Origin of the sequence: Nonomuraea sp. NPDC050022, assembly GCF_044460705.1 — a bacterium.
Classification (GTDB): Bacteria; Actinomycetota; Actinomycetes; order Streptosporangiales; family Streptosporangiaceae; genus Nonomuraea.
Genome location: NZ_JBITKE010000009.1, coordinates 255,040 through 278,943, shown reverse-complemented (window position 1 = coordinate 278,943; position 23,904 = coordinate 255,040). Strand labels below are relative to the sequence as shown.

The 23,904-nt window shown below is 70.1% G+C and carries 26 protein-coding genes and 1 riboswitch; of the genes, 13 read left to right on the top strand and 13 right to left on the bottom strand.

From position 1 onward, the window contains the following. Positions 1-108 precede the first annotated feature (108 nt). Entirely contained in the window at positions 109-1,638 is a 1,530-nt protein-coding gene (locus ACIBO2_RS36500; protein WP_397302908.1) for an MFS transporter, read from the top strand. Positions 1,639-1,673: 35 nt separating this feature from the next. Further along, a complete protein-coding gene (locus ACIBO2_RS36495) occupies positions 1,674-2,423 on the top strand; it encodes a DoxX family protein (RefSeq protein WP_397302906.1) in 750 nt (249 codons plus the stop codon). A gap of 25 nt (positions 2,424-2,448) precedes the next feature. Here ACIBO2_RS36495 and sthA read toward each other — a convergent pair whose 3' ends face one another. Genes sthA through ACIBO2_RS36480 form a run of 3 tightly spaced genes read right to left on the bottom strand, consistent with a single transcriptional unit; the run spans position 2,449 to position 5,286 of the window. After that, positions 2,449-3,861 carry a Si-specific NAD(P)(+) transhydrogenase gene (sthA, locus tag ACIBO2_RS36490; RefSeq protein ID WP_358544960.1) on the bottom strand — a complete coding sequence of 471 codons (1,413 nt, stop codon included), beginning with the start codon at positions 3,859-3,861 and terminating at the stop codon, positions 2,449-2,451. Between the two features lie 18 nt (positions 3,862-3,879). After that, on the bottom strand, positions 3,880-4,128 hold the full coding sequence (locus ACIBO2_RS36485) for a hypothetical protein (RefSeq protein WP_358544959.1): 249 nt from the start codon (positions 4,126-4,128) through the stop codon (positions 3,880-3,882). A gap of 27 nt (positions 4,129-4,155) precedes the next feature. Continuing rightward, the gene (locus ACIBO2_RS36480) at positions 4,156-5,286 is read right to left on the bottom strand and encodes a hypothetical protein (protein ID WP_358544957.1); all 1,131 of its coding nucleotides are present in this window, start codon (positions 5,284-5,286) and stop codon (positions 4,156-4,158) included. An 81-nt stretch (positions 5,287-5,367) separates the two neighbouring features. Here ACIBO2_RS36480 and ACIBO2_RS36475 point away from each other — a divergent pair, with 81 nt between their 5' ends. From ACIBO2_RS36475 to ACIBO2_RS36465, 3 genes are all read left to right on the top strand, one after another. Continuing rightward, positions 5,368-5,853 carry a hypothetical protein gene (locus tag ACIBO2_RS36475; RefSeq protein WP_358544955.1) on the top strand — a complete coding sequence of 162 codons (486 nt, stop codon included), beginning with the start codon at positions 5,368-5,370 and terminating at the stop codon, positions 5,851-5,853. Positions 5,854-6,104: 251 nt separating this feature from the next. Beyond that, the gene (locus ACIBO2_RS36470) at positions 6,105-6,548 is read left to right on the top strand and encodes a carboxymuconolactone decarboxylase family protein (protein WP_397302902.1); all 444 of its coding nucleotides are present in this window, start codon (positions 6,105-6,107) and stop codon (positions 6,546-6,548) included. A gap of 347 nt (positions 6,549-6,895) precedes the next feature. Beyond that, a complete protein-coding gene (locus ACIBO2_RS36465) occupies positions 6,896-7,072 on the top strand; it encodes a hypothetical protein (RefSeq protein ID WP_358544953.1) in 177 nt (58 codons plus the stop codon). 10 nt (positions 7,073-7,082) lie between these two features. Here the strand turns inward: ACIBO2_RS36465 and ACIBO2_RS36460 are convergent, their stop codons facing one another. Beyond that, positions 7,083-7,703 carry a pyridoxamine 5'-phosphate oxidase family protein gene (locus ACIBO2_RS36460; protein WP_358544951.1) on the bottom strand — a complete coding sequence of 207 codons (621 nt, stop codon included), beginning with the start codon at positions 7,701-7,703 and terminating at the stop codon, positions 7,083-7,085. A gap of 32 nt (positions 7,704-7,735) precedes the next feature. Beyond that, positions 7,736-8,254 carry a helix-turn-helix domain-containing protein gene (locus ACIBO2_RS36455; RefSeq protein ID WP_358544949.1) on the bottom strand — a complete coding sequence of 173 codons (519 nt, stop codon included), beginning with the start codon at positions 8,252-8,254 and terminating at the stop codon, positions 7,736-7,738. A 45-nt stretch (positions 8,255-8,299) separates the two neighbouring features. Here ACIBO2_RS36455 and ACIBO2_RS36450 point away from each other — a divergent pair, with 45 nt between their 5' ends. Then, on the top strand, positions 8,300-9,652 hold the full coding sequence (locus tag ACIBO2_RS36450; protein WP_358544947.1) for an MFS transporter: 1,353 nt from the start codon (positions 8,300-8,302) through the stop codon (positions 9,650-9,652). Positions 9,653-9,705: 53 nt separating this feature from the next. Here the strand turns inward: ACIBO2_RS36450 and ACIBO2_RS36445 are convergent, their stop codons facing one another. Together ACIBO2_RS36445 and ACIBO2_RS36440 are read right to left on the bottom strand one after the other, a co-directional pair. Continuing rightward, a complete protein-coding gene (locus tag ACIBO2_RS36445; RefSeq protein WP_358544945.1) occupies positions 9,706-10,803 on the bottom strand; it encodes a PrsW family intramembrane metalloprotease in 1,098 nt (365 codons plus the stop codon). 80 nt (positions 10,804-10,883) lie between these two features. Continuing rightward, positions 10,884-12,083 carry an amidohydrolase gene (locus ACIBO2_RS36440; RefSeq protein WP_397302897.1) on the bottom strand — a complete coding sequence of 400 codons (1,200 nt, stop codon included), beginning with the start codon at positions 12,081-12,083 and terminating at the stop codon, positions 10,884-10,886. Between the two features lie 105 nt (positions 12,084-12,188). Here ACIBO2_RS36440 and ACIBO2_RS36435 point away from each other — a divergent pair, with 105 nt between their 5' ends. After that, entirely contained in the window at positions 12,189-12,680 is a 492-nt protein-coding gene (locus ACIBO2_RS36435; RefSeq protein WP_358544942.1) for a TIGR03618 family F420-dependent PPOX class oxidoreductase, read from the top strand. Here ACIBO2_RS36435 and ACIBO2_RS36430 read toward each other — a convergent pair. Next, positions 12,622-14,034 carry an MFS transporter gene (locus ACIBO2_RS36430; RefSeq protein ID WP_397302893.1) on the bottom strand — a complete coding sequence of 471 codons (1,413 nt, stop codon included), beginning with the start codon at positions 14,032-14,034 and terminating at the stop codon, positions 12,622-12,624. The two genes, ACIBO2_RS36435 and ACIBO2_RS36430, sit on opposite strands and share 59 nt — an antisense overlap. 306 nt (positions 14,035-14,340) lie before the next feature. Between ACIBO2_RS36430 and ACIBO2_RS36425 the strand changes: the two genes are divergently transcribed. Then, positions 14,341-15,192 carry a maleylpyruvate isomerase family mycothiol-dependent enzyme gene (locus ACIBO2_RS36425; RefSeq protein WP_358544938.1) on the top strand — a complete coding sequence of 284 codons (852 nt, stop codon included), beginning with the start codon at positions 14,341-14,343 and terminating at the stop codon, positions 15,190-15,192. A gap of 29 nt (positions 15,193-15,221) precedes the next feature. Here ACIBO2_RS36425 and ACIBO2_RS36420 read toward each other — a convergent pair whose 3' ends face one another. After that, complete coding sequence (locus tag ACIBO2_RS36420) at positions 15,222-15,713, bottom strand: MarR family winged helix-turn-helix transcriptional regulator (protein WP_397302890.1); 492 nt, start codon at positions 15,711-15,713, stop codon at positions 15,222-15,224. Positions 15,714-15,785: 72 nt separating this feature from the next. Between ACIBO2_RS36420 and ACIBO2_RS36415 the strand changes: the two genes are divergently transcribed. Together ACIBO2_RS36415 and ACIBO2_RS36410 are read left to right on the top strand one after the other, a co-directional pair. Beyond that, a complete protein-coding gene (locus tag ACIBO2_RS36415; RefSeq protein ID WP_397303249.1) occupies positions 15,786-16,721 on the top strand; it encodes an EamA family transporter in 936 nt (311 codons plus the stop codon). Between the two features lie 49 nt (positions 16,722-16,770). Next, the gene (locus ACIBO2_RS36410) at positions 16,771-17,412 is read left to right on the top strand and encodes an NAD(P)H-binding protein (protein WP_358544933.1); all 642 of its coding nucleotides are present in this window, start codon (positions 16,771-16,773) and stop codon (positions 17,410-17,412) included. Between the two features lie 110 nt (positions 17,413-17,522). On the opposite strand, the gene ACIBO2_RS36405 is transcribed toward ACIBO2_RS36410, so the two are convergent. Further along, on the bottom strand, positions 17,523-18,350 hold the full coding sequence (locus tag ACIBO2_RS36405) for a helix-turn-helix domain-containing protein (protein WP_397302888.1): 828 nt from the start codon (positions 18,348-18,350) through the stop codon (positions 17,523-17,525). 58 nt (positions 18,351-18,408) lie between these two features. Further along, a riboswitch (cyclic di-AMP (ydaO/yuaA leader) is annotated at positions 18,409-18,545 on the top strand. A 3-nt stretch (positions 18,546-18,548) separates the two neighbouring features. On the opposite strand from ACIBO2_RS36405, the gene ACIBO2_RS36400 reads away from it, so the two are divergent. Next, positions 18,549-19,166, top strand: coding sequence for a C40 family peptidase (locus ACIBO2_RS36400; RefSeq protein WP_358544931.1), 618 nt, complete (start codon positions 18,549-18,551; stop codon positions 19,164-19,166). A gap of 25 nt (positions 19,167-19,191) precedes the next feature. Here ACIBO2_RS36400 and ACIBO2_RS36395 read toward each other — a convergent pair whose 3' ends face one another. Beyond that, positions 19,192-19,887 (bottom strand): GNAT family N-acetyltransferase, encoded by a 696-nt coding sequence (locus ACIBO2_RS36395; RefSeq protein ID WP_397302884.1) that lies wholly within the window; start codon positions 19,885-19,887, stop codon positions 19,192-19,194. A gap of 202 nt (positions 19,888-20,089) precedes the next feature. Here ACIBO2_RS36395 and ACIBO2_RS36390 point away from each other — a divergent pair, with 202 nt between their 5' ends. Next, on the top strand, positions 20,090-20,452 hold the full coding sequence (locus ACIBO2_RS36390) for a nuclear transport factor 2 family protein (protein WP_358544927.1): 363 nt from the start codon (positions 20,090-20,092) through the stop codon (positions 20,450-20,452). A gap of 47 nt (positions 20,453-20,499) precedes the next feature. Here ACIBO2_RS36390 and ACIBO2_RS36385 read toward each other — a convergent pair whose 3' ends face one another. Continuing rightward, positions 20,500-20,751, bottom strand: a complete 252-nt coding sequence (locus ACIBO2_RS36385) for a LuxR C-terminal-related transcriptional regulator (protein ID WP_358544926.1) — start codon at positions 20,749-20,751, stop codon at positions 20,500-20,502. Positions 20,752-20,863: 112 nt separating this feature from the next. Then, a complete protein-coding gene (locus ACIBO2_RS36380) occupies positions 20,864-22,711 on the bottom strand; it encodes a BTAD domain-containing putative transcriptional regulator (RefSeq protein WP_397302881.1) in 1,848 nt (615 codons plus the stop codon). 188 nt (positions 22,712-22,899) lie between these two features. Between ACIBO2_RS36380 and ACIBO2_RS36375 the strand changes: the two genes are divergently transcribed. Beyond that, a complete protein-coding gene (locus ACIBO2_RS36375) occupies positions 22,900-23,841 on the top strand; it encodes an ABC transporter ATP-binding protein (RefSeq protein WP_358544924.1) in 942 nt (313 codons plus the stop codon). Positions 23,842-23,904 lie beyond the last annotated feature (63 nt).

Here is a 23,904-nt window from a genome sequence, read left to right as displayed (position 1 = left end):
GCCGTGGATCGGCCGATACCGCTGTCCCCAGTGGATGGCATGGCCTAAGCTGCCACGCAAGTTCATGTGGGCCTTGCGTGAGATCGGATCGGCCTGCAAGGAGGCCCCATGACCGTCACTCAGGCCGCCCCGGTCCTCCGGCGCGCGGTTCAGCGACATCAGGACAACCGCTGGTCCATCCTGGTGCTGCTCTGCCTGAGTCTGCTCCTGATCACCGTGGACGCGACCGTCCTGCACATCGCCGTGCCCACCCTCACCGCGGCGCTGGAGCCGACGGCGGTGCAGCTGCTCTGGATCATCGACATCTACTCGCTGGTCGTGGCGCCGCTGCTGCTCCTGTTCGGCACGCTCGGCGACCGCTACGGGCGAAAGCGGCTGGTGCTGGCGGGTTACGTGCTGTTCGGCGTGGCCTCGGCCGTCGCCGCCTTCTCTCCCACTCCGCTGGTCCTCATCCTGGCCAGGGCGCTGCTCGGGGTGGGCGGCGCGATGATCATGCCGGCCACGCTGTCACTGATCCGCCAGGTCTTCCCCGACCGGCGTGAGCGGGCCATCGCGCTGGGCGTCTGGAGCGCGGTGGCCGCGGCGGGAGCCGCCGTGGGGCCGCTGATCGGCGGGGTGCTCGTCGGCATCTGGTGGGGCGCGGTCTTCCTGATCAACGTGCCCATCCTGCTCGTGCTGCTGCCCGCCGCCGCCCGGCTGCTGCCGGAGTCGCGGCACCGTGGCGGGCAGCCGTGGGACCGTCTCAGCGCCGCGCTGTCCGTGTTCGGCATCCTGGCGGTGGCCTTCGGGCTGAAGGAGGCGGGAGCGGGCAGCCTGATCCCGTTCGGGGCCTCCGTCCTGGTCTTCCTCACCGGAGTGGGGCTGCTCGTCTGGTTCGTCCGGCGGCAGCTGCGGCTGGCCTCGCCGCTGCTGGAGGTCGGGCTGTTCCGGCGCCGTGAGTTCGGCACCGGCGTCGCCGGGGTGCTGCTGGGCGTGTTCGCGCTGGTGGGGCTGCAGCTGATGCTGGCGCAATACCTGCAGCTCGTGCTCGGCGACAGCCCGCTGCTGGCGGCCGTACGGATGCTGCCGCTGGTGATCTCGGCGATCTGCGGCGGGCTGGCCGCGGCGCACCTGCTGCCCCGGATCGGCCTGCGCGCCACCATGAGCGGCGGGCTCGGCCTCGTCGCGCTCGCCCTCACCCCCACGCTCACCTGGGGCGTCGAGGCGCATCCCGTGATGCTCTCGGTCTGCTTCGTGGGCGTCGGGTTCGGCGTGCAGGTGGCGCTGCTCGCCGCCTCTGACACGATCATGTCCTCGGCCCCCGAGGCCCAGGCGGGCGGGGCGGCGGCCATCGAGGAGACCGCCTACGAGCTCGGCGCCGGGCTCGGGGTCGCCGTGCTCGGCACGATCACCACGATCGCCTACGCGCCCGCGTTGCCCGCCGTTCCCGGAGTGTCCGGCGGTGGCATGGACGAGGCCAGGCAGTCTCTCGCCAGCGCCGCGCACGTCGCCGACAAGGTCGGCGGCGGCCCCGGCGGTGCGCTGCTCGACGCCGCCCGGTGGGCCTTCGTCAATGCCCTGCACACGACCGTCGTCGTGAGCGTCGTCCTGCTCAGCCTGACCGCCGTCGCCGTGGCCACGCTGCTGCGCCGTGATTGAGGTGTGTGATGTCCCGCTTAGGGCAGACAACAACCGTGAGACAGTCCCTCCATGATCTCGCTTCCCTGGTCGCCCGCATCGGCGTGGGCGGCATCTGCTTCGCCAACGGCTGGACCAAGCTCGAAGACGGCCTGAACGCCACGGGGGCGAAATTCCTCGCGCAGGGCGCCCCCGCGCCGCGCGCCTGGGCCACGGTCACCATGCTCACCGAGCTGATCGGCGGGGCACTGCTCATCGCCGGACTGATCGTGTCGGTGATGGGGCTGATCCTCTTCGCCGAGTCCCTGGCCGTCTTCCTGATCGCGCCGCCGCTCAACCCGATCACCACGAACGAACTGATCCTGCTGGGCGTGGCCGCGCTGCTGCTGGCCGTGGTGGGGGCCGGGCGGGTCTCCGTGGACCACCTGGTGGTGATCCGGCGCAGGGAATCGGCGGCGGCGAACGAGTTCGCCGCCGAGACGGAGGCCGACGAGGTCATCGCGGCGCTGCGCGACCCCGACGCGCCCGGCTTCCGCCCGCCCGCCCGGCCCAAGTCCTCAGGGTCCTCGAGCTCTGGTGGCCCGTCGAGCGGCAAGTCGTCAGGAACGCGGTCGTCGTCGGGTTCGCGCTCCGAGAGCGAGCCGGAGAGCTCCGCGCTGGAGGACACGGCACCACACGCCCGGCCGCGCCGGCCGTCGAGCGAGCCCGGGGACGAGCCCACCTCCTCGCCCGCGTCGGGCGACACGCTCGTGGCCGGGCGCAAGAAGCCCCCGGCCCGCAACCGCCGCACGACCACCGACGAGTGATCCCCGCCGGGAGCCGGTCACCGCGTCACAGCTCGGCCGTCAGCCGGGCGATCACCCGCATCTTGTTCATCGCGTCCAGGGCGGCGACCTTGTAGGACTCGGCGAGCGTCGGATAGTTGAACACGGCGTTGACCAGGTAGTCGACCGTGCCGCCGCAGCCCATGACGGTCTGCCCGATGTGGACGAGTTCGGTGGCGCCCGTGCCGAACACGTGGACGCCCAGCAGCCGCCGGTCCTCGGAGGAGACCAGCAGCTTGAGCATCCCGTAGGAGTCGCCGATGATCTGCCCGCGAGCCAGCTCCCGGTAGCGCGAGATGCCCACCTCGAAGGGGATCTTGTCCCGGGTCAGGTCGTCCTCGGACTTCCCGACGAAGCTGATCTCCGGGATGGTGTAGATGCCGATCGGCGGCAGCTCGTTCGTCTCCTCGACCGGCTCGCCGCAGGCGTGCTGCGCGGCCAGCCGACCCTGCTCCATCGAGGTGGCGGCCAGCGCGGGGAAGCCGATGACGTCGCCGACGGCGTAGATGTGCGAGACGGGCGTGGCGTAGTTCTCGTCCACCTTGATCCGGCCCCGGTCGTCGGCGGCCAGCCCGGCCGCCTCCAGGCACAGCTCCTCGGTCTTTCCCTGACGGCCGGCCGAGTACATGACGCAGTCGGCGGGGATCTTCTTCCCGCTCTCCAGTACGGTCAGCGCCCCACGGGGCCGCCGCTCGACCGCGGCGACGTTCTCCCCGAACCTGAAGGTGACGGCCAGGTCCCGCAGGTGGTACTTCAGCGCCTCCACGATCTCCAGATCGCAGAACTCCAGCATCCGGTCGCGCCGCTCGACCACGGTCACCTTGGTGCCCAGCGCCGCGAACATCGAGGCGTACTCGATGCCGATCACCCCCGCCCCGACGACGACCAGAGTCTCGGGCACCCGGTCGAGGTGCAGGATCGCGTCGGAGTCGATGACCGTCTTGTCGTCGAACTCCACACTGGACGGACGGGCCGGCGAGGTGCCCGTGGCGATCACGATCTTGTCGGCCGTGACCTTCTTCTCCTCCACGTCACCAGTGATCCCGATGGTGTGCGGGTCGAGGAACCGGCCGGTTCCCTGCAGCATCGTCACGTGGTTGCGGCCGAGCTGGCTGCGGATCACCTGGATCTCGCGGCCGATCACATGCTGGGTGCGCATGCCGAGGTCGGCGACCGTGATCTCTTCCTTCACCCGGTAGCTCGCCCCGTACAGCTCCCGCTGGTTGAGGCCCGTGAGATAGAGGACCGCCTCGCGCAGGGTCTTGGAGGGGATGGTCCCGGTGTTGATGCACACGCCACCGAGCATGTGCATCTTCTCTACGACCGCGACCCGCTTGCCGAGCTTCGCCGCGGCGATCGCTGCCTTCTGCCCGCCGGGGCCGGTCCCGAGTACGAGGACATCAAAATCAAAAGGGGCCACACATCAAGTGTCCACCTATCAGGACATCGCCGCCATGACACGATCGACGATTCCCTGACTGCCCTCCTGGCGGGCGCAGTGGGCACAGCAGTACCAGTGCTCACCCGACTGAACTCCGTGCCCGATCACCCGGGTGCCGCAGTGCTCGCAGATGGGCGCCATGGACTGGATGGCGCATTGGAAGGAGTCGAACGTGTGCACCGCCCCCTGGGCATGCACCTCGAAGGACATGTCGTAATCGTTGCCACACGCTTCGCAGACAGCCATGGCCGGGGGATACCCGCTTCCCCCTCCTCATTGCCTCAACGGACGGCAATTTTCCGTCCGTACACCGAAGTAGCCGATCACCAGGGGCACCGCCAGCAGTCCCAGCGCGGCGAGCGCGCCCGGCAGGCCGACCCGGGCCGTCAGGGCGGCCACGAGCAGCGGGCTGATGACGAACCCGGTGTAGGAGATCGCGGAGACCATGGACACCAGCGCCCCGCTCGCGTCGTCGGCCGCCGCGCGGCTGAGCACGGCGGGCACCAGCGGCCCGAGCGCGAGCCCGGTCAGCGCGAACCCCGCCATCGAGGCCGGGACCGAGCCGCCGAGCCCCGCCAGCGCCATGCCCGCGACGCCGCCCACCCCGCTCACCAGGTAGAACGTCCGTAGCGTGAGCCGGGGCAGCGCGTGCGCGATGATCCGGCCCAGTGTGAGCGCCGCCATGTAGACGGCCGGGGCCGCGCTCGCCACCAGTGCCGAGGCTCCCCGGTGGTCTTCGAGCAGCAGCACCGACCACTGTTCGACCGAGTTCTCGATGATCAGCACGCACGCGGCCAGCGCGCCGAGCACGATGGCGACCCTCCACCGCCGCCTGCCACCCGCTCCCCCGACGGCGGGCAGTCCCCGGCCCATGCGCAGGGCGCTCAGGGACAGCGACGAGGCGAGTACGAGGACCGCCGCCGTCACCAGCACCGCGCCGGTGCCCATGCCCAGCGACCTGGCCAGCCCGGTGGCGGGAGCGGCGACGATCACGGCGACCGGGAAGGCGGCGTGCACCGCCTGGAACAGCCGGCGCCCGCCCTCCCGCTCGGCCCGGCCGGTGGCCATGTTCAGGGCGATGTCGAGCGCCCCGCTGGCCATGCCGACCAGGAGCAGCGTCAGCCCGAGCGCCACCGGCGAGCCGACGGGCGCGATGGCCGCCACGCTCAGCGCGAAGGCCACGGTGACCGCGATCAGCGCCGTACGCTCCCTGCCGCCGGCCAGCCGCCCGGCCACCGCCATGGCCGGAATGGCCCCCACCGGCACCGCGCTCAGTGCCAGCCCGAGGTCGGCCGTGGACGCGCCGAGTTGCTCCTTGATCGCCGGTAGCAGCGCTGACCAGGAGCCCCAGAACCCGCCCCAGGCCGCGCTGACCGCGATGAGCGGTATGCCGCGTTCCTTCACCAACCCCCCTCGCCGTGCATTACGGTTGTGTGCCAGTAAAGATCGTCAATGTCCTAAATATCCTCTATCGAAGGGTTCATCGTGCTCACGCGAACGGTCATCGCGGCCACTCTGGCCGCCGCCGGGATCGCCGCTACCCCCGCAGCCGCCACTGCCGCCCCCACCGCTCCGGTCAGCGCCGCCGCCTCCGCGAGCGCCGCCCCATACTCGCCGGAGCGAGTGTGCGGCTCTGGTTTCCGCCGGGTCAAGGACGGTCACCGCGCGATGAGGACGCGCGAGGGCGCGGTGTTCGGACACGTGTACCTCATGTATAACAAGCGCTCCGGGAAGAACTGCGTGGCCGCCATCAAGACGGCCTACCTCAACACCAAGACCACCACGGGCGCCAGCATCGAGGTGCGGGGCGGCGGCCGGTCCGAGGACGTGCAGAAGTACCGCTTCTACGCCGAGACCGGTCACGTCGACGGCAGCTGGAAGTGCGTGAAGTACTGGGGCTGGACCCGCGACCCCAGCGGCCGCGTCGAGGCGCGCGGCGGCCGCAACTCCTGGGGCAACTGCGCCGGGTGATCCTCACCGGCCCGTCCGCGCCGGCCGCGCGGACGGGCCCGTCTGCGGGCGTCCCGGCCCCCGGTGAACACCTCGGGCGCCATCTAGCCCGCTGCCCGGTGAACACCTCGGGCGCCATGTAGCCGGGCGTCCCTGCCACCTCCCCGGTCTTGGTCAGCGACATGTCGTGCGTACGGGCGATGCCGAAGTTGTCACACATCGGCCCCCTGTCGCGTCTTCCTCATGTCACGACTAACCCGATGGAGGTCCCCATGTCTCAGCGGCTCGATGTCATGAAGCTCGCTCCCGAGGCCTACCAGGCGTTCTTCGCCGTGGAGAAGTATCTGCACGCGTGCGGGCTGCCGGTCGGCACGATTGAGCTGGTCAAGCTGCGGGCCAGCCAGATCAACGGCTGCGGCTACTGTGCCGACATGCACAGCCGTGCCATGAAGAAGGCCGGTGAGAGCGACGAGCGGCTCTGGTCCGTGGCCACCTGGCGCGAGGCGACGGTCTACACCCCGGCGGAGAGGGCCGCGCTCGCACTGACCGAGGAGGCGACCAGGCTGGCCGACCGGGCCGCCGTCCCTGACGAGGTGTGGCAGGAGGCAGCCGAACACTACGACGAGCAGCAGCTCGCCTCGCTGGTCGTGGCGATCGCGATGATCAACGCCTGGAACCGGATCGGCGTCACGGCCCGGCTCACGCCCGGCGCCTGAGTAATTCTGCCGGGGGGAGGCGGCTCCCCCCGGTAGAAATGCATGGAACGACCGGACGCCCCCGGTTAAGTTGTGGCACATGGCGGCTGCAACTCGCCGCCAAGCCACCGTCAAGCGGTGGCGCGCACAGTGCACGTAGAGGCTGTCGAAGGCGAGCGCGAGAGGGGGCGGATCATGAGACGCGTGCGGATCGTCAAGTCGGCGAAGCGGCGACAGGACCGGAACGCGGGCCTGGACCTGCGGTCCCCATCGGGCCGCCGACTCCCTTACTGAATCGCTACTTACACCTATCTTACCGAGGCAGCTGTAGATAACATAGGTAACAAGAACGTCACGGGGGGCTCACGATGAAGAGACTAGTGGTGGTGCCGCCACACGTCGCCCGGCACAAGATCCGCGACATCCGGTCGGGAGAGCACCGCAGGCCCGTCGTGCGCGAGCACGACCCCAAGGTCGTCGATCTCCAAGCCTACAGTGGCCGCAACGTCATCCGGCTCCCCGACGGCCCCACCCCCGCCGCCTGATCCCCGAGGGTCAGCCGTAGAGCTTCTTGGCGTAGGTCTCGCCGTAGTAGCTCTCCAGTTGCTCGAGTGTCTCCTCGACCTTCTGCACGTCCTTGACCAGGGTCGCGTGCGAGGGCAGCGCGTCGGACTCCCAGCTGTCGGGCTTCCACAGCGCCGAGCGCAGGAACGCCTTGGCGCAGTGGAAGAAGATCTGCTCGATCTCGACCACGAGCGCCAGGTGCGGGCGGTGACCCTTGACGATCATTTCGTCGAAGAACGGCGCCTCGCTGATCAGCCGGGCGCGGCCGTTGATCCGCAGTGTCTCGTTGCGCCCAGGGATCAGGTAAATCAACCCCACGTGCGGATTTTTCAGGACATTGCGGAAGCCGTCCGCCCGGCGGTTGCCCGGCCGGTCGGGGATGGCGATCGTGGTGTCGTCGATGACATACGTGAACCCGGCCGGGTCGCCCTTGGGCGAAACGTCACAGGTGCCGTCGGTGTCGGAGGTGGCGATCAGGCAGAACGGCGAGCTCTCCAGCCACTGCCTGTCTCGCTCGTGCAGCTTCGGCCGGTCCTTGGTGGCCGCGCGCGGCATCACCTCGCCCAGTAGTTCGCGCAGTTCCGCTTCTGACTCGATCTCCACCCAGCTCATGCCATCTCCCTTCGGGGGTTTCGCCAATTCTCTCAGGGAATCGGGTGGAGCATCCGATGCGGGGTACGCAAGGCGACGCTGACCGGATCGTTCCTGATGCCCTTCAGACCCGGGCCGGGGCGTACCTCCACTTCCTCGATCGACACCTGCACGTCGCAGGCGGCGCAGCGGGCGGCGCCGTCGATGCGAGAGCCGCAGGTCAGGTGGTGGAAGACGCGGCGCGGTTCGGTCCCGGACAGGTGGCGCTCGCCCCATTCGCCCAGGGCCAGGATTGGCGGCCAGAGCTCGTGGCCGACGGGAGTCAGGACGTACTCATCGCGCGGCGGCGAGTCCTGGTAGCGGCGCTTGTCGAGGACGCCCGCCTCGACAAGCGTGGCCAGCCGCTGCGAGAGCACCGCGCGGGGGATGTCCAGGTGGGCGAGGAAGTCGCCGAAGCGCCGTACGCCGTACATCGCGTCGCGCACCACCAGCAGCGTCCAGCGCTCGCCGATCACCTCCAGCGCCCTGGCCAGCGAGCAGTCCTGAGCGTCGTAGTTCTTACCCAGCGCCATGAGACTCCCTCGGTTCGTTCATTGAACTATGGTAGCTTGCCCGGCATGAGTTCAATCACTGAACCAACACCGGTGATCGCACCCGGCCGGCGAACGCTCGCCGTGGCCTCGTCGGCGCCCCTGCTCGTGCTGACGAACTTCACGGTGCCGACGGTCACGCTGCCCTTGACCGCGCACGAGCTCGGCGCGGGCCCTACCGGACCGGTGTGGATCCTGGGCTCGATCTCGCTCGGCCTGTCGGCACTGCTGCTGGTCTCCGGTGGGCTGGCCGACGACTACGGCCGCAAGCGGGTGCTGGTGGCGGGCACGGCCGTGCTCGCGGGCGCCAGTGTGGTGGCCGCGCTTAGCACGGCGGTGGTGGTGTTCGTGGCGGCCCGGCTGGTGCAGGGCGGCGCGAGCGCGGCGATGCTGGCGGCGAGCCTCGGCATCGTGGGCCACGCCTTCCCCTCGGGGACGGAGCGGGTGCGGGCCACCGGCCGCTACGGCGCGATGATCGGGCTGGGCACCATGGTGGGGCCGCTTTTGTCCGGGGTGCTGGCCGAGGCGATCGGCTGGCGGGCGGCGTACTGGCTGATGGCGGCGTGCGCGCTGGCCCTGGCCGTGGTGTCGGCGCGCACGCTGGAGGAGTCGCGCTCCCCCACGCCCCGGCGGTTCGACGTGCCCGGTGTGGTGCTGCTCAGCCTGGGCGTCGCCGCGCTGCTCACGGGCGTGACCGAGGGCCGTCTCGGCTGGTCGCGGCCGGTGGTGCTGGTGGCGTTCGCGGTGGCGGCCCTGCTGGTGACGGCCTTCGTGCTGGCCGAGCGGCGGCGGGCGGAGCCGCTGATCGATCTGGAGCTGTTCCGGCGGCCGGTGTTCCTGGTGGCGACGGGTGGGGCGCTGGTGGTCGGCGCGGCGGTGGTCGGGCTGCTCACCTACCTGCCGACCGTGCTGCAGACGGCGCACGGCATGACGCCGCTGGGGACCGCGCTGCTGTTCGTCCTGTGGTCCGGGCTGTCGTTCGTGGCCTCGCTGCTGTCGCGATACCTGCGGCTGCCCACGGCCGCGCGGCTGGCGCTCGGGCTGGCGCTGACGGCGCTGGGCTTCGCCGGGCTGCTGGGCCTGGGCGGGGAGTTCGTACCCGCGCTCGTGGTCGGCGGGCTGGCGGTGAGCGGGGTCGGGGCCGGGGTGATCAACTCCTCGATCACCCATCTGGCGATCGAGAGCGTGCCCTCGCATCGGGTCGGCATGGGGTCGGGCGCCAACAACACCGCCCGGTACGTGGGCAGCTCACTGGGGGCGGCCGGGGTGGCGGGGGTCATCGGCGGGCTCGGGGCGCAGCAGGGGGTGGTGGTCGCGGTGGCGGCGTGCATCGCGCTGACGGCGGCCACGGCCGTGGCCGCACTCGTCACCCGCCACTGAGCCACGCCTCTGAGCCACGCCTCTGAGCCATGCCTCCAACTGGAGGACAGTGGCTACCAGCGCCGGGCCCGGCTCAAGGCGTCGAGCAGCACGTCGCGCTCGGCGGCGAACCCTGCCGGGTCCACGCCTTCGCGTTCGGCGCGCAGATGCAGCATGGTCAGCTCGGTCGCCGCCTGCTGGTAGTCGCCCATCGCCTGACCGAGCCCCGCGCCCTTGGCCCACTTGCGCGCCGACCGGCGGGCGGACAGCGTGCTCAGCATCTTGATGTCCGGCGGGGTGATGAGCCCGGTGGGCTGGTACGCGGGCAGGTAGGTGCCTATCTTGGCCACCAGCTGCCTGCGCTCGCGTACGGTCACCAGGACGAGCCCGATGAGCGCTCCCATGATCACCAGGTAGGCCGCGCCCAGCCAGCCGAGCGACTGGAGCGTGGCGGTGCCGTTCCAGAGCCCGTGCAGGAGGACCGCGCCGAGGTAGCCGAGCGGGATGGCCGCGAACCGCGCGGGGCCGCGGCGGGTGAGCGCGTACGCGACGCCGAGCCCGGTCATCGCGGTGTAGACGGGATGACCGAGCGGGTCGATCAGCCCCCTGATCACGAACAGCTGTACGGTCCCGCCCGCACCGTCCTCGGTGAAGGCGTTCACGTAGTAGCCCACGTTCTCGACGGTCGCGAAGCCCAGGCCGGCCATCGAGCCGTAGACGATGCCGTCGGTGAGCCCGTCGATCTCCCGCCTTCTGACCAGGAGCAGCAGCAGCGCCGAGCCCTTGAGCGCCTCCTCGATCACCGGGGCCAGGTAGACCGTCCCCAGCACGTCGACGGTCTGCTCGCCGTAGCCGGCCCTGGCGAACATGGCCTGGCCGGCGAGGGTCAGCACGATGCCCAGCACGATCGCCACGCCCGCGCCCCACGCGAACGCGAAGCCCAGGTGCAGCCCCGGCTCGGGCTCCAGCCGGTCGAGCGAGAGCACCGCCGCGAGCAGGAGCGGCAGGGGCGCCAGCGCCAGCAGCATCGCCAGGCCGAACCCGATCGGGCCGCCGTCCAGCAGGATGCCGACCAGCACGATCACCGCCAGGACGCTCGAGATCACCAGGCAGATCAACAGCGCCTTGCTGGGCCGCTGCGGGAGCGAGGAAGGTCGGGTCCGCAGTGTCATCGCCATACCTCTTTTCGGACGGGCTCCCACTATGTATCGGGCCCGTCGACAGACGCTTGACGATTACTTGCCGACCTTGATCACCTCGCGGCTTCCCGGTAGTAGGGATCGGCGACCCCGTCCGCGTACGAGTACACCTCGCGGCCGTCGACGAAGACCCGCAGCGCCCGGCTCATGATGTCCAGCGGGTCGCCGGACCAGATCACCACGTCGCCGTCGAGCCCCGGACGCAGGGCGCCCACCCGGTCGTCGAGGCCCATGATGCAGGCCGGGTTGACGGTGATGGACCGCAGCGCCACGTCCCGGTCCAGCCCCTCCTTGACCGCCAGCGTCGCCTGGTGGACCAGGAAGTGGATCGGCACCACCGGATGGTCGGTGGTGATCGCCAGCTCGACCCCGGCGCGCGCGAGGATGCCCGGATTGCGCAGCGAGCGGTGCCGGAGCTCAACCTTGGAACGGCTGGTGAAGAGCGGTCCGATGATGACCGGAACGCCGCGCTCGGCCAGCACGTCGGCGATCAGGTGCCCCTCCGTACCGTGGTTGATCACCACCCGGTAGCCGAACTCGTCCGCCAGCCGCAGCGCGGTCGCGATGTCATCGGCCCGATGCGTGTGCTGGCACCAGGGCAGCTCGCCGTCGAGGACCCGTACGAGGATCTCCTGCGTGGCGTCGCGCTCGAACGGCTTGCCCTCGTCGTCGGCCGCGGCCCGCCTGGCCCGGTAGTCCTGCGCCTTCATGAACGCGTCGCGGATCACCGCCGCCACGCCCTGGCGGGTGGCGGGCAGCCGGTTCTGGTCGCCGTAGACGCGCTTGGGGTTCTCGCCGAGGGCGCTCTTCACGCTCACCGGCTCCCGGACCAGCATCTCATCGACGGTACGGCCCCAGCACTTGACCGCCACCGTCTGGCCGCCGATGGGGTTGGCTGATCCCGGCTTGATCACCGCGGTAGTGACGCCGCCGGAGAGCGCGTCGGCGAAGCCCAGGTCGGCCGGGTTGATGGCGTCGAGGGCGCGCAGGCGGGCGCCGTTGGGGTCGGTCTTCTCGTTGGTGTCCTGGCCGGCCCAGCCCTCGGCCTCCTCGTGCACGCCCAGGTGGCCGTGCGCCTCGACGAAGCCCGGCAGCACCCAGCCACCGGCCGCGTCGACGACAGGGGTCCCCGGTGGTATCTCGACCTCGCGGCCGACCGCGGCTATCTTCCCGTCCTGGATCAGCACGGTGCCGCCCTCGATCGGGTCGCCATCGACTGGCACGACATATCCGCTGGTGATCGCGAGATTCATAACAGCAACCTACATTGGCCGATATTTCGACATATAGCAGACAGGGCGCTTCGCTCCTTGACCAGGGCTTGGGTAGGGTTTCGACAACAGGAAAAGGAGAATGAATTGGCCGAGGATCAGGCCGCCTACGAGCCCGGCCCCAGCAGCCTGCCGGACGAGGACCTGTCCCACCTGCTCAGCCAGCAGCGCTTCGGCGCGCTGGCCACGCTGGACGCCAACGGCCGCCCGCACCTGTCGACCGTCGTGTACGACTGGGACTCCGACCAGCGGGTGGTGCGCGTCGCGACGGTCGACGGCCGGCTCAAAGTACGCCAGCTGCACAAGGACCCGCGCGCCGCCCTGTACGTGGCCAGCGACGACTTCTGGTCCTACGCCGTGGCCGAGGGCCTGGCCGAGCTGTCGCCGGTGAGCGTCGAGCCCGGCGACGAGGTGGGCCGGGAACTACTGGCCATGCGGTCGGGACGTCCGGCGGGCCTCGAAGACCCGGTCGGCGCGGCCGCGTTCCTGGGTCAGGCGGTCGCGGACCGGCGGCTGGTGATCAGGCTCCGGGTGTCCCGGCTGTACGGAACGTCGCTGCCGGCGCCGCCCGCCGAATAGCCCGGCGCCTGTTGTAGGCCACCACCGCGACCACGGCGAGGATGAGCGCCAGATCAATGGCGGCCGACCAGCGCATGGCACCGGTGTGGTCGCCGCCGGCCGAGGCCGCGAAGAAGACCGCCCCGATCACCGCGACCCCGCCCGAGCCGCCGAACTGCTGGGCCGTACTGAGGAAGCCCGAGCCGATGCCCGCCTGGTGCGGCGCGACCTCCACCAGCGCCGCCCCGATGAGCTGCGGGATCACCAGGCCGTTGCCGAGTCCCACGAGCACCAGCGCGGCCATGATCCACGGCAGCCCGGCCCCCGCCATGCCCAGCAGCAGCGCCAGGCCCGACGCGGTCACGAGTCCGCCGATCATGACGACGATCAGGCCGTACCTCCCGACCAGGCGGGTCCCCAGCAGCGAGGTGATCGTGAACAGCACGCCCATCGGCGCGAACGCCAGCCCGGCCTGGAACGCGGTGAGCCGCAGCCAGCCCTGGAGCAGCAGCGTCAGTGTGAACATGAACGAGGCGAAGTAGGCCATGAACGCGGTGATCGCGCCGACGCCCGCCAGGTAGGAGTGCACCTTGAGCAGCGCCAGGTCCAGCACCGGCTGACCGCCGCGCCTGCCCAGCACGTACTGCCAGCGCAGCGTCAGGCCCAGGAGGGGCAGGCTCGCGCCGATGCAGATCCACGTCCAGGCGGCCCAGCCCGCGCCGTTGCCGAGGCCGAGCGGCACCAGGACCAGCGCCAGGCCGACGGCCAGTCCGGCCGCGCCGAGCAGGTCCAGCCGCGCGCGCCCGGCCGGCTCGACCCTGGGCAGCAGCCAGGCGGCCAGCGGCACCACGACCAGGCCGACGGGCAGGTTGATCAGGAAGATGACCCGCCAGCCGAGCCCGAACAGGTCGGCCGACAGCAGCAGCCCGCCCAGCACCTGGCCGGCGATCGAGCCGAGACCGCCGGCCGCGCCGTACCAGCCCACGGCGCGGCGGCGCTCGTGCGGCGGGAAGACCGCGGAGATCATGGCGAGCACCTGCGGCACCATCGCCGCACCGGCCAGCCCCTGCAGCAGGCGGGCGGCGACGAGCTGGGCCGGATTCAGCGCGATCCCGCACAGCAGCGACGCGATCGTGAACGCGACCACGCCGCCGATGAACATCCGCCGGTAGCCGTACCGGTCACCGAGCCGCCCGCCGGTGATCATGCCCGCCGCGTAGGTGAAGGCGTAGCCGCCCACGATCAGCTCCAGGGCGGCGGGGCTCGCGTGCAGCTCGCGTTCGAAGGACGGCGCGGCGACGTTGACCACGAAGAAGTCGAACTGGGCCATGAACCAGGCGGACAGAAGCACGGCCAGCGTCCCGCCGAATCTCATTCCAACCACGCTAGTGGGGTGGCCCCCATGGGTTTCCCGGGGGTTCGTCCCACGACCGTCTCGATCCTTGTGACGGTTTGTTGTGGCTGGGGTCCTTAGGAGGGATAGCTCCTCCGGAGGAGAAGAGGAACCGACCCGTGGTGGCTGGGGTCTTTTGGGAGGGATATCTCTTTCGGGGGAGAAGGGAACCGGCCCGTGGTGGCTGGAGTCTCTCGGGCGGGATACCCCGTCCGGACGGATGTCCGTGGGCGCCGCGTCAGGGCCTTGCCGCTGGTGGGGATCGGGTGGGGCGGGCAGAGTGAAGGCATGGATCATCTTTCCCACTTCGGCCGTGAGATCCGCGCGTTCGAGGCGGCGTGCCGGGACGCTGACTCCGGTCTGGTGCCTTCCTGTCCGGGCTGGGGCGTGCCCGATCTTGTCATGCATCTGGGCGGCGTGCACCGCTACCTGGTGTGGGTCATCGGCGACCGTCTCACCGAGCAGCCGGACCCCGCGGACCTGTCCTTCCTCGGTCTGCCGGCCGATCCGGTGGGCTGGCCGGATCCGGCGGGGGCACCGGCGACCGGGCCGCTGGCGGCCGGGCTGCTCGACTGGTTCGCGGAGGGCGCCGTCAAGCTGGAGGCCGCGTTCGCCACGACGGATCCGGACGTGCCGGTGTGGACGTGGTCGGGTGAGCAGAGCGTCGGGTTCTGGTTGCGGATGCAGACGATCGAGGCGGCCATCCACCGCTGGGACGCCGAAATGGTGGCGGGGATCGCCGGGCCGATGGACGCGGAGCTGGCGGCCGACGCGGTGGGGCAGACGTTCGAGGTGATGGCCCCGGCCCGGCGGGCCTGGACGGCGGCGCCGCCCGGAGCGGGAGAGACGTACGGCTTCCGGCAGAGCGACGGGCCGGGGCGGTGGACGGTCCGCTTCGACGGGGCGGACGTGAGCCTCGTGGACGAGACCGACATGAGCCTCACAGAAGGGCCCGACGTGAGCCTCATAGAAGGCGCCGACGTGAGTCTTGTGGAATCGGGCGGCTGCGACGTGGAGGTGGTCGGGACCGCGTCGGACCTCATGCTGTTCCTGTGGCACCGCATCCCGTACGAGCGGCTCGATGTGCACGGTGACCGGGCCGTGCTCGACCGATACTTCACCCTCGTCCCGCCCGTCTGAGCGATCCTCCGGCAGGTGGCGTACGCCGTTCAGTCCAAGGTGTCGCCCAGTGATTCCAGGAGCTCCTTGAGCTCGCCGGCCAGGGCGGCGCGCCGGGGCTCGGAGAGCGCGGCGAGCAGCCGGCGCTCGGTCTCGACGTGATCGGGCAGCGCCCGATCGATCAGCTCCCGTCCCTCCTCGGTGAGGGCGACATACACGACTCGGCCGTCCTTCTCGCTGGGCGTACGGGAAACCAGGCCCCGGGACTGGAGACGGTCGAGGCGCTGGGTGATCGCCCCCGAGGTGACCATGGCCGACTTCATGAGCTCGGCCGGGGTCAACGACCGTCCATTGCGCCGCAGCGTGGCGAGCACGTCGAACGACGCCGAGTCGAGTCCGTGAGCGCTGAACGTACGGGTCAGCTCCGCGCCGATCAGCCGCGACAACCGTGACAGCCGCCCGATGATCGCCATCGGCGACACATCCAGGTCAGGCCGCTGCTCGGCCCACTGCTCCAGCACCCGGTCAACATGATCAGTCACAATCTCACCCTATCGGATGTCTTAGCGGTGAGATACATTGTCTTAGTGCTAAGAAATCGACTTGCCCTGATCATGGTGACCGCGCTGGCCCCGGCCATCTGGGGGACCACCTACCTCGTCACCACCGAACTGCTACCGCCCGGCCGCCCGCTCCTGGCCGCGGTCGTCCGGGCCCTGCCCGCCGGGCTGCTCCTCCTCCTGCTCACCCGGCGCCTGCCGCAAGGGGTGTGGTGGTGGCGCGCGTTCGCGCTCGGCGCGCTCAACATCGGGCTGTTCTTCGCGCTGCTGTTCATCGGCGCGTACCGGCTGCCCGGCGGCGTGGCCGCGACCATCGGCGCGGTGCAGCCCCTCCTGGTCGCCGGTCTGTCCTCCGGTCTGCTCGGCGAGCGCCTGTCCGCGCGTACGGCGATCGCCGCCGTGGCGGGTGTGGCCGGTGTCAGCCTCCTCGTGCTGCGGGCCGACGCCCGGTTGGACGCCGTCGGCATCGCCGCGGCGGCCGGGGGCGCGATCGTCATGGCCACCGGAGTCGTCCTCAGCAAGCGGTGGACCTCACCGGCGCCCCTGCTCGCGACCACCGGCTGGCAGTTGGTGGCCGGCGGCCTGCTGCTGCTCCCGGTGGCCCTCCTCGTCGAGGGGCCGCCGCCCGCCACTCTGACCCCGGCGAACCTGACCGGGTACGCCTACCTCGCCGTCATCGGCTCGGCCGTCGCCTACTCCCTGTGGTTCCGCGGGATCCGCGCCCTCTCCCCCACCCACGTCACCTTCCTCGGCCTGCTCAGCCCGTTGGTCGCCACCGCCCTGGGCTGGCTCGCCCTCGGCCAGTCGCTCACCGTGGCCCAGATCGTGGGCGGGCTCGTCGTCGTGGCGGCCCTCATCGCGGCCCAGACCAGCCGCCCTCGTCGCGGCCCAGACCCCCGCAACGACCCAGCCCCTCGTAACAGCCCAGAGCAGAAGCCGCCAGGTCAGGCGGACGCGCCCGCTCGTGATCGTCTGATCCCCGCACCCTGACCGTCCGATCCCCACCCCCTCATCTCCCGCTGCTTCTCAAGGAGAAATCATGCGCATCACCGTGTTCGGAGCGGCGGGCGGCGTCGGCGCTCGTGTGGTCGCCGAGGCGCTGTCCCGTGGCCACGAGGTCACCGCCGTCGTACGCGACCCGGCCCGCTTCCCGTCACTGCACCCCGGCGCCCATCCCCAGGTCGGCGACGCCGCCCATGTCGAGGACGTGACCAGGCTCGGCACCGGTCAGGACCTCGTGATCAGCGCGACCCGCCCGCCCACCGGCCGCGAGCACGATCTCGTCACGGCCGCCAAGGCGCTGCTGACGGGGCTCGCGGGGACCGGCGTCCGGCTGCTGCTCGTCGGCGGGGCGGCCGGGCTGACCGTTCCCGGGTCCGGCGGGCGTACCGTGCTCGACGACCCGCGCTTCATGTCCGACGCCTACCGAGACATCGCGCTGGCCTGCAACGATCAGCTCGAAGTCTGCCGCGCGGAGACCGGCGTGGACTGGGCCTACCTGAGTCCGGCCGCGGTGCTGGCGCCGGGCGAACGTACCGGCGTCTACCGGCTGGGCGCCGACGAGCTGCTCATGGATGCCGAGGGGAACTCGGCGATCTCCATGGAGGACCTCGCGGTCGTGCTGCTGGACGAGGCGGAACGGCCCAGGCACCACCGGGTCAGGTTCACCGCCGCGTACTGACGCCACCCGGCGGCAAACGGCTCTTCATGAGCCGCAGTCCGGTCAAGACGCACCACGTGTACGCGAAACTGGGTGTCGCGAACCGTACCGAACTGGCCAAATCAGCAGCATCAGCGGTTCCCGACCAGCCGTGTGGTCTCGTCATCGGCGGGGAAGTACGCCTCGACGGCGACCCCTTCGAGCGTGATGTCGAACGCCGCGCCGAACGTCGTGATCGTACTGAAGAAGCAGAGCTCGTCCCCCCGATGCGTGATCCGTACGGGCAGCGCGATGTCGGCGGGGTCGGGCAACGGCGCCTCGCCATCGTCTCCATAGGTCAGCAGCTCCTCGTAGAGCGCGCTCAGCCCCGGGTCCCCCGCACGGGCGACCTGCCTGGCAAGCCGGGGCAGCAGGAACCCGCGGACCTGCGCCAGGTTCCGCACGCGCGGCGCGAACCCGTCCGGATGCAGGCCGAGCCGCATCATGTTCACCGGCGACTCCAGGAGGGCCGGGTCCACGTCGTCGAGGAAGACGTTCATGGCGTCGTTGGCCAGCAGCAGGTTCCACCGGTGGTCCAGGGCCATCGCCGGATACGGCTCGTGCCCGCGCAGGATCCGCTGGAGCGCCTCGTGCGCCTTGCCCAGGTCGGGGTCGTCAAGCGGGCGCTCGGGGTAGATGGGCGCGTACCCGGCCGCGAGCAGCATCCGGTTGCGCGCGCGCAGCGGCACATCGAGTTGCTCGGCCAGCCGCAGCACCATGGACCGGCTGGGGATCGTCCGCCCGGTCTCGACGAAGCTGACGTGGCGCGCGGACACCTCGGCCTGGAGGGCCAGGTCGAGCTGCGTGAGGCCGCGCCGGCGCCGCCAGTCCCGCAGCAGCTCCCCTATCGGCTGATCCATGTGCATAGTGGCCGGTTCTACCTGGTCTGCCGGGGTGGTGTCGATTACCTGCCATGTCATGCCCCGTCCCGTTGACGCCCGATTTTAGACAGTTTACAAGTCTTTGACCGTTTTGTTAGTGTTCGTCCCGCCTAATCCACTCACCTGCGTGGAGCCGGGGACCCAAGTTCCCTCTGGGGCGAATCGGCATTGCCGTAGGGCCACTTCCAGGCCCGAGCCCGTCAGCTAACCCGGTAGGCCGTATGGAAGGACACAGCAGTGGCTCCCCTCGCCATCTGCCTGGCGACCGCCGTCGCCGGGCTCACTCTGGCCGCTCCAGCTCACGCCGACCCCACCACCCCTACCGGCCCCACCACCACTGTCGGCCCCACCACCTCTACCGGCACCGAGAGCAAGCCCGTCCAGCAGACGAGCCAGACCACTCCGGCCTGGAAGGTCGCCCTCAAGTTCGCCATGAAGAAGCGCGGTATCCCGTACGTCTGGGGCGGGACCAGCGACAGCGGCTACGACTGCTCCGGGCTCATGCTCAAGGCGTACAAACACGCCGGGATCGAGCTGCCGCGCACCACGACGGAACAGTACGCCGCGTTCTCCAAGAAGATCTCCTGGGCCCACCTCAAGCCAGGTGACCTGGTCTTCTTCCACGGACTCGGGCACGTGGGGATGATCTCGAAGCCCGGATACATGGTGCACGCGCCGCACACCGGAGACGTGGTCAAGGAGGAGAAGCTCTCCGACTGGCGCAGGGACTCCTTCGCGGGCGCCGTACGGCCGGACCCCAAGGGCGTACGGCTCTCCATCGAGCAACGCAAGACCACCATGCTCACCGCCGGCCTGCGGCCAACGGCGGAGTCCCTGCAGATCAAGGTCCGGTAGCGCCCCGGCTCAGTGACGGAAGCCGTCACGGCGTGCGGAACCCCCGGAAGGTCACGGGCTTGCGGGTCTCGAAGCCGAGCCGCTCGTAGAGGGCGATCGCGCCGGTGTTCGCCTCGGCTACGTGGATGAAGGGCCGTTCGTCACGAGCCACGATCCGCGCGACGAGCGCACTGACCAGGCGGGCGGCATGGCCTCGCCCGCGTGCCTCGGGGGCGGTGCAGACGGCGCTGATCTCGGTCCACCCCGGTGGCCGGAGTCGCTCACCCGCCATCGCCACCAGGGTGCCGTTGTCGCGGACGCCGAGATAGGTGCCGAGTTCGCGGGTACGCGGCCAGAACGGCCCCGGCTTGGCCCGCGCGACGAGGTCGAGCATCTCGGGCACACTGTCCCTGCCGAGTTCGACCACCTCGGTGCCGGTCTCGGCAGGGCGGCGGCCGCCGCCGGACCAGGTCATCTGGCGGCCTTCGAGGACGAAGACCGGCTCCCAGCCCGGTGGTGGCACCGATGCGCGGCTGAACATGTCGGCGAGCTCGCCTCGGCCGAGCAGCCGGGCGAGGTCGGCCCACTCCTGCGGATCCGGGTCGGCGGACACCGCGGAGAAAGTCGCGACATCCGGCTGGTAAGTGGCCGCGCTGCCGAGCCGACGGGCATGGTGCGCGTGGTGACCGCGCAGAGATGCGCCCACCGGGTCATCGAGTGCGGTGGCGTCCCGGTTCGCCATGGTGCCGTGCCTCTCATGTCGTACGGGGCTGACGCTTGCCCAGCTGGACAGCGATCAGGTCCAGCCGGTCATCCTACGGGCACAAGGCTCATCACTGACCATTTGGGCATCGGAGCTGGGGTAAGGCGATGAGCCTACGCGGGTTGCGCCATTACATCCCAGGTAATCGACACCACCCGGCGGCCGCTGTCAGCGTTCTCCCATGACGAGCAGCAAAGAACTGATCATGGCCGGCTTCGCGGAGTTCGCCGCGGGCAACATCGAGGTGCTCCAGACGCTCCTGAGCGAGGACTTCATCGAGCACAGCCCGGGCAACCCGTCGGGCAGGCGCGCCTTCATCGACTTCATCAGGGACTCCCCGCTGGCCAGCTCCCGGCTGGAGCTCAAGCGGGTCGTCGCGGAAGGCGATCTCGTGGTGATGCACTATCACCTGATCCCTCGGGAAGGGGGGCGCGGGCTGGCGGTCGCGGACTTCTGGCGGATCGAAGACGGCCTGATCGCCGAGCACTGGGACGTGGTTCAGCCGGTCCCCGAACCGCAGGAAGTGCCACACGGCATGTTCTGACACGACTCCCCCGGCCCGGTGAGCCATCACACGGGCAGCCGGGTTCCTCAAGGAAGCGGCTCGGCGGCGCCCGGTGGCCAGATGCCGACGTCCAGGAGCTTGTGGGCATAGGAGTACGCCACGAGCTGGCTCCGGTTGCTGCAGGCGAATCGGTCGAGGAGCTTGCTGATCCGCTCCGCCACCGTATATCTGCTGAGTTGCAGCTCGCGGGCGATTCTTGTCGTCGTGTATCCCCTGGCCAGCAGGACGATCAGCCGCGTGTCGCGATCGTTGATCAGATCGTCGAAAACAAGATCCATAGCAAGTCCCGATTCGGATCGCCTTGGCCAGAGGCGCCTCTGGTGAAAGCACCTCTGTGTGCAAGCTAGAAGCGTCTGCTTAATCAGCGGTATGGCCGGACCATGCGAGCGGTTAAGGATCGGCCCTGGCCAGCTGCCCTTGGAAAATCTCCTCGTAGAGGTTCCTGAGTACGGGGCTGGGGTCGATGCCGAGTTCGGCCACGAGATGCCGGCGTACGGTCTCGAACTGCGAGAGCGCCTCCGGCGCACGGCCGCAACCGGCGAGCGCGGTCATCCTGGCCGCCACGAGCCGCTCGCGCGCGGGAAAGAAAGGCACCAGGTCGTCGAGCCTGTTCAGCGCCTCGACGTGATCGCCCCGCTCGATCTCGAGTTCCGCCCAGTCCTCATTTACCGTGAGGTACAAGTCGGTGAATCTGCCGACCGCCTCATCGACCAAGGCGACACCCGAGAACTCCGCGAGCGGCTGACCGCCCCACAGGCGCAGGGCGTCATCGAGCACGGTCAACGCGGCATCGGCGTCGCCCCTGCGCCGCATGTCGCGGCCGGCGCCGGCCAGCCGCCGGAACCTGAGGAGGTCGAGTTCGTCCGGCCCGGCGTCCAGCCGGTATCCCCAGCCTTGGTAGGAGATCCGATCCCCGAAGCTCCTGCGCAACACGGAGACGTAGACCTGCAGGTTCTTGCGTGCCGTGGGGGGTGGTCGTTCTCCCCACAATGAGTCGATCAGCTGGTCCGTCGGAACCACCTGGTTCGGGCGGGAGAGCAGGATGGCGGCCAGCAGCCGCGCCTTCCTGGCGCTGACGTGCACGATCGCGCCGTCCACCCGCACCTCGAGCGCGCCGAGCACGCGGGCGTCCAAGCGCGCGGTCACGACTTTGGCCCGCTTGATCCGGTCGGTGCCCAGCGCCAGGAATCCGGCCAGATCGATCGTCGCCGAACCCGCCCTGGCCACCTGACGGTGGAGCGTACGCACTGTGGACAGCGTGGCGATGGAGACGTCGTCGACACCGGCCTTCGCCTCGAACCACCGCCAATCGCCGTCGCGATTGACTTCGAGGAAGACCGGTCCCTGCCTGGTCAGCAGGAAGTCGAAGGCGCCGTAGCGCAGGCCCCAGATCCCGGCGAGCCGGTGCACCGCCTCCACCACGGGCTCCGGCGCCGCCGCTGGAGAGACCGTGACCGACGCCTCGTCGCGCCAGATCGCCTCCGGCGACGGTTTGCCGACGCGGAAGGCCCGGATCTCGCCATCCACGAAGTAGACGCGCAGCTCCGCCCAGTGGTCGACGTACTCCTGGACGATCATGGGCGCGTCCCGCGCGGGCAGCTTCCTGGCCGCGACGCCGGTCACGATCTCCGGGAAGACCCCGTGCAGGGTGCCTGGTTCGGTCTCGACGAAATGCTGGTCGAGGGCCTTGACGATGACCCGGTCGCTGGCCAGCGCCGCGCTCGCCGCCCCCAGGTCGGTCGTGGCGATCGTTCGCGGGGTACGGACCCCTGCCTCCGCCGCGTCGTCCAGCTGAACCAGCCGCCCCAGATCACTGCCACCGGGCAGCCGGGCGGCTGACAGCGACGACAGCTGGTCGATGAGGGCGGCCCACGAGTCGGCCCGGAACAGGGACGGCGCCGAGCCGTTCTCCCCCCGCACGGCCCGCGGCGAGAAGTGCCGTACCCAGGTGACGGTGGGGATGATGCGGCGCCCGTTCACCGTCAGCGAGCCGTCGTCGAGCCGGGTGAGGATCCGCAGGTCGCCGATCGACCCGGCGTCGATCCGCACGCTCGGCACGCCGAGTGTGCGCAGCCCGCGCTGGAGCACGGCGAACTCGTTGATCCCCGCACGGTCCACGAGGACCACGCACGGCAGGGCGGTCGCCGGGTTGGTCTCCTCCGGGACCTGCCAGGTCACGCCGGGACTGCCGGCCGGCATGCGCAGGGTGTACGGAACGCGCGAGTGAACCGGGTCCATGTGCCGATGATGATCACACGCGGCGTGATCACACAACGTGCCCTCTGTCGTTCGGCATAACGTCCCGGATAGCCCACGTTTGTGGGGTTGTGTCACCCGCTGATCGCCGGTCCATACTCGACCTGCAACACATCTCCAGCAGCCGACAACCTGCACATTTGGTGAAGCGGGAAGTGAAGGGTGGTGCCGTGTCGAGCGATGTGGTGACGGCCGCGGGGCTGACCAAACGCTATCGGCGCAGCGAGAGACCGGCAGTGGACGATGTCTCGTTCGAGATCGCGCGGGGAGAGACGATCGGGCTCCTAGGGCCCAACGGCGCCGGGAAGACGACCCTGATCAAAATGATCTGCGGGGTCACCACCCCTACCTCCGGCCAGGTCCGCGTCTTCGACGCCGATCCGGTGCGCCAGCCGGTCGCCGCCAAGAGCGGCATCGGGGCGATGCACCAATCAGGCCCGTTCGACATGATGCTGCCGGCGCTGGACAATCTGCGGATCGCCGCCCGATTCCGCGGCCTGAAGTGGCGTGCCGTGCGGCCCTGGGCGCTGGAACTGGCGGAGTTCCTCAGCTTGACGGAGGCCCTGCCGCGCTTCTGCTTCCAGTTGTCGGGCGGCCAGCGGCAGCGGTTACAGCTGGTACGGGCGTTGCTCACCATTCCGCGGCTGCTGATCCTCGACGAGCCGTCCGCGGGACTGGACGTGGTGGGGCGGCGGCACATCGAGCGTTTCGTGACCTGGCTGCGCGAGGAGCACGGCGTGACGGTGCTGTGGACCAGTCACCACATCGACGAGCTGGAACGCAACAGCCAGCGGGTGATGGTCATCAACCACGGACGGGTGCTGCGCTTCGCCAAACCGCGCGAACTCGTCGAGGAGTTCGGCACCACCCACCTGCTGGTGACCCTCGATGATCCCGCGGCAGGCCTGGTGGTGGCGGCCTGGGCGGAGCTGGCCGGGCTCAAGGCCACGACCGAGGAGTCGGACGTACGCATCCACGGTGCGCGAGCGCGGGAGGTGCTGCCGGAACTGTCGCGGCACTGCCTGGACCACGGAGTCGCGATCTCCGGCGTCTCGACCGTCACGGACTCGCTGGAGCAGGTCTTCCTCCGGATGACGGACGTTGAGGACTGACGTTGAGGACGGACGTTGAGGACGGACGTTGAGGACGGACGTTGAGGACTGACACCGAGGACT